At 70.4% G+C, this 8773-nt stretch carries 3 protein-coding genes and 1 pseudogene; 1 reads left to right on the top strand and 3 read right to left on the bottom strand.

The features are described from left to right. On the top strand, positions 1–188 hold a 188-nt coding region (locus tag ACW4E8_RS39330; protein ID WP_456809410.1), incomplete at its 5' end, for a hypothetical protein. A 666-nt stretch (positions 189–854) separates the two neighbouring features. On the opposite strand, the gene ACW4E8_RS39325 is transcribed toward ACW4E8_RS39330, so the two are convergent. The 3 genes and pseudogenes from ACW4E8_RS39325 to bcsB form a co-directional block, all read right to left on the bottom strand. Further along, positions 855–5243 (bottom strand): cellulose synthase subunit BcsC-related outer membrane protein, encoded by a 4389-nt coding sequence (locus ACW4E8_RS39325; RefSeq protein ID WP_456809409.1) that lies wholly within the window; start codon positions 5241–5243, stop codon positions 855–857. Then, positions 5216–6448 carry a cellulose synthase complex periplasmic endoglucanase BcsZ gene (gene bcsZ, locus ACW4E8_RS39320; RefSeq protein ID WP_456809408.1) on the bottom strand — a complete coding sequence of 411 codons (1233 nt, stop codon included), beginning with the start codon at positions 6446–6448 and terminating at the stop codon, positions 5216–5218. The genes ACW4E8_RS39325 and bcsZ overlap by 28 nt, the downstream gene beginning before the upstream one ends. After that, positions 6445–8693: pseudogene (bcsB, locus tag ACW4E8_RS39315) on the bottom strand (cellulose biosynthesis cyclic di-GMP-binding regulatory protein BcsB). The gene bcsZ and the pseudogene bcsB overlap by 4 nt, the downstream one beginning before the upstream one ends. Positions 8694–8773 lie beyond the last annotated feature (80 nt).

Here is an 8773-nt window from a genome sequence, read left to right as displayed (position 1 = left end):
CATCCGCCACCCGAGTTTATGAACACGATATCCATAACGTCTGGCACCAAATCCCCGTTTACTCGGGGGCCAAATTCAACAGCCTGTTAGGGGAGAGAAGATGCCGCAGCTTAGCGCAGCCAAATGAAACTGCATTCAAGGCAATCGGCGGGCCTGCTGCGGTGGCGGCTGGGGGCAAGCTGATATAGCACGACGGCATATGCCGCGATCAAGCGCAGCAGGTCAACGCAAGATCGCGGGCGGAGCCGCCGGGCGGCTTCTTCATTTCGGAGCCTTTGGCTGCTGGAGTGTAGAACTGCCCGTGGACGGGTACAGAGATGGTGAACGCGGCTGGGAGTTTGTCATTCCGCTTCTTTCAGACGATGTGTCTCCAAACTGGGAGCCGCCTGCTGCGCCGCTATAGCGCTTCCCCATTTCGGCGTTCACGCCGAGCGGGGAATAGCTTTGCATTTGTTGGCCAGAGCCGTAGCTGGCACCGCCGTACTGCGTGCCACCAGTCTGACCGTAGCTGGCCCCACCAAGTCGCTGCCCGGCATGGGCGCCCCCAGCAACCAGCACGAGTATCAAGAGGGATGGAAATTTCATTTGCAGGGCTCCGCTCGTGAATGGGTGCGCACAGGCCTTGTCTTGAGCGGCCCACGCTCGAACCGCTAGTGCTTATTGTGCGCTGCAACCTGATTCTACCGACTCGTTGCCTATGCCGATCCCTTCGAAGTAGGGGATTCCAGGCGATTGCCCCGGACTCGAATGGCCCCCCCACCGCGGCCATTCCGAGGCCTGAGCACCCGCCGCAGCCGTGCTTCCGGCTGCGCCTGCTTTCCGATCATTGATGCCGCGCCGGCCGCGCGGCGCGATCAGAACGGCAGCGGGCCCACCGCGGATTGCGGCGGCACCGGCGGGAACGCGATCAGTCCGGTCTGGCGCTGCAGCGCATAACGCACGTAGACGCCGGCATACCATTGGCGATAGTCGCGCGCGTTGTCGATGCCCACCAGGCCGCCCACATAGAGTTGCTGCGCCGCCTGGTATTCGATCGAGCCGACCAGGTTGTAGGCCAAACCGGTCTTGGACTGGCCCGGGTAGACCGCACTGGTCGCGTTGGTCAGGCCCTTGCCGTTGGCCGTGGCCACCGCGGCATTGGCCGCCGCCTGGGCCGCCGCGTCGGTCGGGAAGTAGTTGGAGTCATCCTCGCTGAACGCCTGCACGCCAAGCGCGCCGCGCACGTTGTAGGCCAGCCGCCCGGTGCGGCCCGACAGCGAGAGCGGCACCGTCACCGCGAAGTAGGTCTGCGGGCTGAAGTACCCGCCCTGGCCGAAGGTGAAGTAGCGCAGGTTCTCCGCATACCCCATCGAGGTAAAGTTCACACCGCTCATCAGGCGCTGGTCTGGGGTGTCGATCACGCGCAGGTAGAAGCCGCCGCCGCCTTCCCAGCGCGTGTTGCGCTTGACGTCGTGGCCGGTCAGCAGGCCATAGCCGCCGTAGCCGTAGATGCCGAAGAGTCCGTCGTCCCAGCCCACGTCCGCGCGCGCGCTGCTGTTCATCACGCCGCCCCATTGCTGGCCCGTGCGCTCGTCGCGCACGCCCGCATAGGACAGCAGGCTGTCCGTCACTGGCCGGCGCGATGCGCCGAGCGACAGCGTGGTGCGCTGGGTCAGCGGCAGGTTCAGGCGCGCACCGGCGTTGACGTCGGTGTAGCGGAAGCCCAGCGGCGTGCTGCCCAGGTCGGCATTGAAACGGTCGGATTCGTAGGCCACGCCGAGCGCCACCCCGAAGGCGTTCTGCGTGCCCGCCGAGGTGGATTTCAGCGGGCTGCCGTTCAGGTTGACCGCGGCGCCGTTCACGCCGTAAGCCAGCGGACCGCCGCCAAAGCGCGAGGCGCTGTTGAAGTCGCCGCCGACCGAACCGGCATCCAGTGCCACCGGCGTCACGCGTGCCACCAGCTTGCCGTTGCCCGCCGCCATCTTGGCCTCGGCCGTGACCTGCAGCTCGGTGAGCTGGCTCATGCCGGAATCGCCGTTGCGCCCGCGCAGCATGGGGCCGCCCGCGAGCGTGGCGGTGCGCTGGGACTCGATTTCCTGCAGTTCCTGCTGGGCTGTCCTGGGGCCGGTCGGGTTGGCCTGCGAATCGGCATCGGCCAACCACGGCGCGCGCGACTGGGCACCGAGCGGCTGGCGGGCCGGCACGGCGGATGCGGCGCCGTAGCCGTCGGCTGCGGCCACGGTCTGGGCGGCGGGGTATTGCGGTGCCGGGTATTGTGGCGCCTGATACGGCGCCGCATTCGGAAACGGCGCCGGATACTGCGCGGCCGGCTGCTGCGCCCGTGCGACAGGATAGGCAGGCGCAGCCGCGCCGACCTTCGTGGTCTTGCCGCGCGTGGCGCTGCTGGCGGCCGGCGCGCGCTGCGGTGTGCTGGCCGGTTGCGGGTAGTAGGCCTGCGGCTGAATGGCCAATGCGCCCGCGGCCGGCGCCGTGCCGAGGGGCGCGGGGATATACGGCTGGCCGTAGGCCTGCGCGCTGGTATGCATCATCACCGGCGCGGGCAGGGCCGCTGCTGCGGTCGGCGCCGGCACGGCCACGTAGGGTGCCGGCGAGCCCGGGGGCGGCAGTTGCGAGCTGCCGCGTTGGCCCGGCAGGCCGACAAAGGGGTTGGCAGGAATGCGGTCGAAGCCAGAGGCGTCGGGGCGGGCGCCGGGCGCGGCGCCGGCGGCGTTCTCGGCGGCCACCGCGGCGCGGAAATAGTCGGCCGCGCGCGACGTCTTGCCCTGCGCGCGGTAGAGGCGGCCGGCGGCGGTCAGCACTTTGGGCGACTTAGGCGCCTGCGCCAGCGCCATCTGCAAGGTGCCTTCGGCCCAGCTGAACTCCTTGGCGGCGGTGGCGGTACCGATTGCGGCCAGCATCAGGTCGAGGTTGCGGGGGTCTTTCTCCAGCACGCTTTCATACAATGCGAGCGCTTTCTTGTTCTCGCCGGCCTGCGCGTACATGCGCGCCAGGCTCGCGCGCACGGCGCCGTTGCCGGGGCGCTCGGACAGCGCCGGGGCCAACGTGTCGTAGGCGGCGACCAGGTCGCCGGCTTCGGTCAGCGCATCGGCTTGGCGCACGATATACGCCACGCGCACGTCGTCGTAGTCGCGTCGCTGGGGCTGGCTCATGCTGGCACCCGCCAGCTGGCGCAGCACGCCGGCCAGCTCTACGTCCTGCCTGGTCTTGAGCAGGATGGCGGCGTACTGCAGCTGCATGCCGACGTCCGCGCGCGGCGTGCGGCTCATCACGCTGCGCATCAGCGACAGCGCGCGCACCTCGTCGCCGGCATCGGCGTAAGCCAGCGCCAGCGCGCCAAGCTGGTCGGCATCCTGCGGGGCATAGCGCTCGGCCTCCTGCAGCACGGCCAGCGCGGCGCGCTGCTGGCCGGCGGCGGCCAGCTCGCCGGCGCGCTCGGCCTCGGCGTGCACCCACAGGCGACGCTGCAGCGTGCCCATGTCGCGCGTGCGGTTCTGCGGCGGGATCCGTTCGAGCGCATCGAGCCCGCCTTGCCAGTCGCCGGTCTCTGCCGACAACAGCGCGCTGGCGTAGAGTGCGTCCGGCATGTCGGGGTTGGACAGCAGCAGGCCGTCCATGATGTTGCGCGCCTGCTCCTTCTGGCCCACCGAGGCAAAGGCGCGCGCCGCGTCCAGGCGTACCCACGGGTTGGTGGGATCGGCCGCCATGGCGTCTTCGAGCGCGCGGCGCGCGCCGGCGGTATCGCCACGCTTCAGGGCGGCACGCGCCTGGGCACGCGCTTCGTCGGCGCGCAGCTTGCCGAGCGAGCCGACCTTCTCCTGCTGGGCCGGCGTGAGGTTCTGCACCATGGCCAGCGCTTCGGCGCTCTTGTTCTGCGCAGACAGCACGCCCACCAGCCCGCGCGTGGCGTCGGGATTGTCCGGATGCTGCTTGAGCACGCGGCGGTAGGCGGCCTCGGCCTGCGCGTACTGGCCTTCCTCGGCCATCAGGTCGGCCAGGGCGACCTGAGCGGAGGGCTCGCGCGCGTCCAGCTTGATGGCGCGCTCGAGCAGGCGGCGCGCTTCGGCGCGGTTGCCGGAGTTGCGCGCTGCGCTGGCCTGCTCGGACAGCAACCAGTAGGTGGCGCTGTTCTGCGCTGCACGGTAGCGGCCGCCCGCGCCGCTCCTGGTGGCCTGCTCGAAAAAGTCCACCGCCTCGGCGAACTTCTCCTGCTTGAGCCGCAGCACGCCCATGCCGCCGAGCGCATCGGCATCGTCGGCGTGCTGCGCCAGTGCGCTCTGGAAGCGCTCGCCGGCGCGTTCGAGATTGCCCGCGTCGAGGGCGTCGAAGCCCTGCTGCACAAGCTGGCGCACCAGGCTGACGCTGGCGCCGGCCACGCGTGCGCCATCCTGCTGTGGCTGCGGCTGGATCCTGACCGCGTCGAGCTTCGCGCGGATGGTGGCATCGTCGGGATGGCTGGCCAGCCACGCCTGGTACAGCGGCGCATCGGCCGGGCGCCCGCCCAGCCAGGTCAGCGCGCGGCGCCAGCTCTCGCGCGCCTGACCCGCGACGTCGGGGCTCTTGCTGAGCGCTTCGAGCCCGCGGATGCCTTCGCGCCGGGTGGATTCGCGGTAGGTCAGGTGCTGGGCCAGGGCGAGCTGGGCGCCGTGGTCGGACGGATTGGCGCGCGCGAGCTGTTCCAGGCCCTTGCGGGCCTCTTCCCAGCCTTGCGCGGTGCCGCCCAGCGTCTGGTAATACTCGAGCGCGAGGTTGCCCTGCGGCGCGGCGCCGCCGGCGGCCTGCTGGTAGCGCTTGACCGCTTCCTCGCTCTGGCCGCTGCGCGCGAGCTGGCGCGCCTGCTCGAGCTGCTGGCCGGTGCCGCCGCTGGTGATGACCTGCGTCAGACGCGCCACCTGCGGCGAGCCGGGCTGGGCTTTCTGGAGCCGCTCGAGGTAGGTGCGCGCCGCATCGGCCCGCCCCGACTCGGCCTCGGCCACGCCCATGCCGTACAGCGCCTCGGGCTGGTTGGGATTGAGGCGAAGGATTTTCTGCCACGCTTCGGCGGCGCGGTCGCTGCGGCCGCGTTGCTGCCAGTACTTGCCCTGGTCCACCAGTAGTTTGACCGGGTCCTCCTGGGCGGCGGCCGCTGCGCTGAACGCGGTCAGCAGGCTCAGCACGAGCGTTTTCGCGCGCAGTTGCCTGGCGCGTGGCGCCCGCATGGAAATGGTCGCGCGTCCGTTCATGGCCGGGCGCTTGCGGTTCTGCATGCTTTCTCCCACTCCAGCTCGAGTTGCCCCGACGGGGCGAACCGGTAGCGGCCTTCGGCAAAGCCGAGGCCGAATAGTCCCAATACGGTGTCGTAATACGTGGCGGCGGGCTTGCCCGCGGCTGCCGCGCCGAGCATGGCCTCGGCGCGCGCGCGCTGCGCCGCCGCGGCCGGCGCTCCGGCCGCCTGCAGGAAGGGCACCAGCGCGGCGGAGAAGCCGGCCGGGCCTTCGCCCTCGAGCGCGCCGCTGCCGGCGCGCATGCGCTCGGGCGGGGCGGCGCGCCCCACCATGCGCTGCGCGTGCGGCGCCAGCGCCTTCATCAGCACGCGCCCGGCGGCATCGCCACGCGGCGTCATGCCGGCCCACAGGTAGACCCGGATCGCGTCATAGCTGCTCACGTCGCCGTTGACGGGGTCGGTAAGGAAACCCATGCCGCCCTGGTCGGTGCGGTATGCCGACCAGTCGGGCACGATGCCCTGTCTCGCCACCGCCTCGACCAGGCGCCCGGCCTGCGTGGCAAGCGTGCCCCACGGCCCGGACGGATCGCCGCCGGCCAGCCGGCGCAGCAACGGCACCGGCAGGTAGCTGGCGTTGAGGCGCCACTGGCGCGCGCCGTCTTCCTTGCCTTCGGCAAAGCCCTGAGACCCTGGCAGCAACATGGCACCGAAGCCCGGCAGCGACACCACTTCCTCGCGCGCCACCAGCTTCAGCAGTGCGCGCGCCTGCCCGGCATAGCGCGGCTGGCGCCACACGCGGGCCGCCTCGAGCAGCGTGAAGGCAAACCACAGATCGGCGTCCGAGGCGGGGTTGGCGTCGATCACGCCCCACGAACCGTCGGTGCGATGGCCCCATTGCCAGGCTGGCAGCTTGTCCTGCAGGCTGCCCGCGCCGAGGTTGGCGATGCTCCATTGCCAGAGGCGGTCGAAGGTGGCGCGGTCATTGGCGATGAGCGCGAACACCATGCCGTAGGACTGCCCCTCGGAGGTGCTGTGCTGCTCGCGCGTGGACGGGTCCAACACGCGGCCGTCGGCCTGCACGAAGCGCGACAGGAATTGCTGGTACAGGGGCCAGGGGCAGGGGGAGGGCGCCGCGGCGCCCGCCAGCGCCGGCCAGCCTCCCAGCACTGCGAGCGGCGCGAGCCGGGCCATCGCGCCAAGCCCCGGCAGGCGCGCCAGCCAGCGGCGGCGCGGCTGGTTGACGTTCACGTGGGTTCTCCCCGCTTGCGCCGGTTGGCGCGCGCGCGCAACGAGACGAACAGCAAGGCCGCCAGCAGCAGCGCGGCGCCGCCGATCATCGGCACCATGGTCAGCGACCGCCGCGACAGCCACCACTGCGCATAGGTCCACGGCGGCAGCTTGCCCACGTGGTAGTTCTGCAGCGCCGCCAGGCTCTCGACCTCCTTGCCGTGCACCAGCGCCAGGCTGCCCTGCACGCGCTTCACCTGCTCGGGATCGAGCAGCACTTCGGTCATCGCCTGCAGGCCCTGGGGCGCATTGCTGGCCAGCGCCACCACGCTGCGCCCGGACGCCAGCGGCGACTCGAAACCGCTGAGCACAGCGTCCGTGCTGGCGCTGGTGAGCGACAGGCGCGTCTCTACGGGACGGTTGCGCGTGCCGTCGGCGCCGTTCCACCAGCCCATCACGGTGGAGACGATATCGGTCAGTGCAAAGTGTTTTTCATTGCCCGCCAGCGAGACCGGCATGCGCTCGGCCCACTGGCTGAACAGCGGCTGGTTCTGCGTGGTGCCGATCACCAGCAGGTCGCGCGCGGCCATCTTCCCGACCTGGGCCGCGCCCGCCACCGCCACGCCGGTGGCGGGGTAGCCGGTGGATTCGCCCATGCGGCCCATCAGCGTGAGATAGGCGGAGTAGTCCTCGGCGCCGGGCTTGTCCGGAAGGATCACCGCGGTCTCGGCAAGGTCGGCCAGGCGCGTGAAGGGGAAGCCGCTGTTGCCGAACACCGCCAGGTCCGGCAGCGCGATAAAGTGCGGCAGGCCGGAGACGTCGATGGTGGAGTCGGGATCGATGGCGCCCTTGACGTTGTCGATCAGCACGTCCTTGCAGGCGCCCTGCTTGAGATAGTCGTAGTAGAAATGGAACTGCAGCTGCGACTGCGCGGGCAGCATGAACAGTGGCAGCTCGATGCGTTCATCCACCGGCACCGAGCCGTCCGGCAACACCCTGGCCAGCAGCTGGCTGGCGCGGCCGTCCGGGTTCTTGACCGAGCGCAGGGCGTAGGCGCGCAGGAACTGCTGGTTGACGTTGATGTTGAGCGTGGACTTGTCCAGCACCGGGCGCGGCGTGTAGCGGTACTTCAGGTCGATCGGGATGCCCTTGCTGCGCCAGCCGAACAGGTCCGGCGGCAGGCGGAAGTTCACGCGCACCAGGTCGGGGTTGTAGCCCGAGACGTTGAGGTCGCGCACCTCGACGAGTTCGCCGAAGCGTACCGGGCGGTCGCTGCGGATCCAGTTGGGCGCGTCATAGGGCACGCGCGGCGCGCCCTCGTCGAGCTTGCTGATGGTGGCGCTCTGGCCGGAGAGAGCGCGCGCGCCCAGCGTAAGTGCGCGCGCGGCGGTCTTGAGCTCGGCGCTGTCGCGGCCCATCACCAGCAGCAGCTTGGCGTTGGCATCGCCGGGATTGGGCACCACCGCGAGCGCCGGGCCGTTGATGGCCGGCACCGCCACGCCGGCCGGCTTTTCGTCGTTGGTGACAAACACCACTGCGTTGCCGCTGGCGGGCACCTGATTGAGTGAGGCGGCAAACGACGCCCCGCGGTAGCCGGCCAGCGCGCCAAACCACGACGACAACGCACCGGCGGCTTCCAGCGTGGCGGCCGAGGGCTGGCCTGCGAACACGAAGGGCAGCCTGAGGCGGCCCACGTCGCGGCGGTCGAAGAATGGCAGGGGCAGCAGCGAGAGCTCATTGGCCAGCGCGACCGGCGCGAGCGTCAGCTCCAGCACGCTGCTGTTGCCCACGGTGGCCCACAGGCTGGAGTGGAAGGGGCCTCGCACTCAGTGGTGTAGTGGCCGATCAGCTGCAGGTTGAGCCGGTTGAACTCGGTGATCAGGCGCGGCGCGATGGTGAGGTCGCGCTCCAGGCTGGTGCCCGCGGTTTCCCTGGGCACCGGCACGGTGGCAGCGACCTCGCCGTTGACCATGACGTTGATGTGCGAGAGCGACGGGATCAGCGCGGGCGAGTATGTATAGCGCAGCTTGAGCCTGGCCGCGGTAACCACTTCGTCGGCCCGGATCGAGAATGGCACGCCGTTGATGGCGTCCACCCCGCGCAACTGGAACGGGGCGTCGGCGCCGAGCTGCTTGAGCGGGATTTGCACGGTGCGGCTGCCGCTGCGGGCGGGTGCGGGACCGGCAGAAGCCTGCGCGGCAACTGTGTCGCGCAAGATATCCGACTGGGCGGGGCGCTGTGCGCCGGCGGGGTGCACCGCCAGCATGGCGAGTGCGAACAGGGTGCCCATGCGGGTGAGGGCGGGCAAGCGTGCGGGCAGGCGTGGTGTCTGGTTCAAACGCATTC

This window comes from Cupriavidus sp. CP313, assembly GCF_054072015.1.
Note: the sequence above shows the minus strand (reverse complement) of the source record. Positions and strands in the feature narration are given on the sequence as shown.